Annotated in this window: 3 protein-coding genes; 2 read left to right on the top strand and 1 reads right to left on the bottom strand. The window is 69.1% G+C overall.

The genetic code is table 11. The features are described 5' to 3' along the window. Positions 1-112: 112 nt before the first annotated feature. Positions 113-517, bottom strand: coding sequence for a RidA family protein (locus AOK23_RS29370; RefSeq protein WP_055715623.1), 405 nt, complete (start codon positions 515-517; stop codon positions 113-115). Between the two features lie 280 nt (positions 518-797). On the opposite strand from AOK23_RS29370, the gene AOK23_RS29365 reads away from it, so the two are divergent. Together AOK23_RS29365 and AOK23_RS29360 are read left to right on the top strand one after the other, a co-directional pair. Next, complete coding sequence (locus AOK23_RS29365) at positions 798-1181, top strand: hypothetical protein (RefSeq protein ID WP_055715622.1); 384 nt, start codon at positions 798-800, stop codon at positions 1179-1181. A 72-nt stretch (positions 1182-1253) separates the two neighbouring features. Beyond that, positions 1254-1985, top strand: coding sequence for a DUF7873 family protein (locus AOK23_RS29360; RefSeq protein WP_055542127.1), 732 nt, complete (start codon positions 1254-1256; stop codon positions 1983-1985). Positions 1986-2553 lie beyond the last annotated feature (568 nt).

Here is a 2553-nt window from a genome sequence, read left to right as displayed (position 1 = left end):
GCCCTGCCGTAGACCGGGCCGTCCTCCGGGCCCTGCCGTAGACCGGGCCGTCCTCCGGGCCCTGCCGTAGACCCGGCTGTCGTCCTGGCCCTGCCGTCGCCCCCCGGATCCGTTACGACTCCGGCACCACCGCGGTCGCCGTGATCTCCACCAACTGGCCGGTGTAGCCCAGGCAGGCCACGCCGAGGAGGGTCGACGAATGGGGGCCGGTGCTGAGACCGGAGGCCTCGACGACCTCCCAGACCGAGGAGAGGACCCGGGGCTCGCTGCTCACCACATAGACATCGGTCGCCACGACATGGGCGAAGTCGCTGCCCACCGCGCGCAGTTGCTCCCCGAGATTCGCCAGCACCTGCTGGGCCTGCCGTACCGGATCCCCCTCACCCACCAGCTTCCCGTCGGCGTCCAGCGGAACGGAGCCGGCGAGGAACGCGAGCCGCGTACCGGCCTCGACGACCGAGGCGTGCGAGTAGACCGGCGGCTGGAAGAGGCTGGGGACGGTGACGCGTTCGATCATGAAAGGCTCCGGTGCGTTGGTGGGAGTGCTGGGGCAACCTGTCGATGATGCGAAGTACGGGACGCGAACGCATCCGAAATTCCGGCCGTCCGCCACGCCGCGCCGCCTCCCGGCCGCCGAGTGCCGAGCCCGTGTCGATAATCGCTCGACATCTCGGCGCCCGGCAACCCATGCTCCGTCCATGTCTGTACGCATGCGCGTGAAGCCCCTGGGGCGCTTCACGGCGGCTGACTTGTAGCGGGCCGAGCCGGAGATTCCGGCGAGCCCCCGGAGGTCAGCCATGTCACGCACCGTGCACCACATCCGCAGCCGGCACCGGAGGATCCCGGCGTACTGGGCGGCCGGGCTGCCGGCCCCCTGGACCGCGCACACCCTCACCGAACTCCGCTACAGCGGGGCCGAACTGAGCCGCGCGCGGCGGGAGGGCCGCCGCCCCCGGCCGACCCGAGTCGTCCGTACGTTCACGTCCTACCGGTACGCCCGGGCCGTGAACCAGTGCTTCTGGAACCCCTACGAATCCCGGGCCCGGGCCGCCCTGCGCACCTTCCGCACCACGGCCCGCAAACACCTGCGCGCGGCCCCGCCGGGCGACCTCGTCACCGCGGCCGAAACCCTCGACCACCCCCCGACCCGCCACCGTCACCGCAACCTCTGGGAAGCGTGACGCAGGAGAGGCGATATCCCCGGGGGGAATATCCCTTCGAAGAAGCCCGTACCCGGCTGCTACCTTCCAGGCGTGGCGAAACTCAATCAGATCATCGCAGTCGAGAAGGGCGTCAAGGCCAAGTCGCAGCAGGACCTGACGGCCGCTCATCACGGGCTGCAGAAGCCTGCCCTGCTGGCCGGAATCGCGCGTACCTATCAGCCGAAGGACGAGGAGGGCGAGCAGTTGCCGCCCGAGTCGACCCGGGTGCAGGTGCGGGCGGAGGACGTGCTGCGGGAGACGGCGGGGATCCTCACGCGGCTGTTCGACGTGACCGCCACGAAGGACTGGGCCAACTGCACGGCACGGGCGGACGTGACGGTCGACGGGCGGGTGCTCGTCGCCGAGGTGCCGGTGGCCTATCTGCTCTTCCTGGAGAAGCAGCTCGGCGAGATCAACGCGCTCGTGCGGAAGCTTCCCGTGCTCGACGCCTCCGAGGCGTGGGTGCAGGACCCCTCCACCGACGCCTGGAAGACCGAGCCCGTACGGACGGTGCGGACCAAGAAGGTGCCCCGCAACCATGTGAAGGCCGAGGCGACCGACAAGCACCCCGCACAGGTCGAGGTGTACTACGAGGACATACCCGTCGGGTACTGGACCACCGTGAAGTTCTCCGGTGCGCTGCCCGCCCGCCGGGTCCGGGAGATCCTCGACCGCGTCGAGAAGTTGCAGCAGGCCGTGAAGTTCGCGCGCGAGGAGGCGAACGGCGTGGACGTCGTCGACCAGCGGGTCGGTGACGCGGTGTTCGGCTACCTGTTCGGGTAGCCTCACAGACTCCCCGCCCGATGTTTCGGGCGGGGTGCGCGAGGAGCGCAAAGCTGAAGCTGAGGCTTGTCGTGACGGAGCGGACCGTACCCGCCGAGGATTTCAGGGACGGGCCGCGCTCAATCTCAGACTATTGCTCCAGACTCAGTATTCGCCGCCGATCGCCGCAACGACCGGACCCAGGCCCCGGGACGTCGAAATGCCGGTTCAAGTCCGGCCCGCACAGCTCGATGTGCGGTGGTCCAAAGGCAGGACGCGACGACATGACGACTGACCTGGGTTCTCAACCGTCGCGGCGTGCCGAACGGGCGGCATCACAGGGCCCGGGGGCCGGCTACGCCCCCGGGCCCGCTTCCTTTCCCGCAGGTTCCCGCAGGTATTCGGCGCGGATCCGTGCACGGGCCACACGAGTTCACACAGCAATTGCGTTCATAAAGAACATGGCCTTTCCAAGTATCGTCACATCGCGGTAATACGAGCGTTCCACAACCTCCTGATCCGGGACCTACCGTGGACACCACGGCCGAACGGCACCACCCCGTCGATCGGCCCCACCGGTACCACGCCC

It is taken from the genome of Streptomyces torulosus (assembly GCF_001419765.1).
Lineage (GTDB): Bacteria > Actinomycetota > Actinomycetes > Streptomycetales > Streptomycetaceae > Streptomyces > Streptomyces torulosus.
Note: the sequence above shows the minus strand (reverse complement) of the source record. Positions and strands in the feature narration are given on the sequence as shown.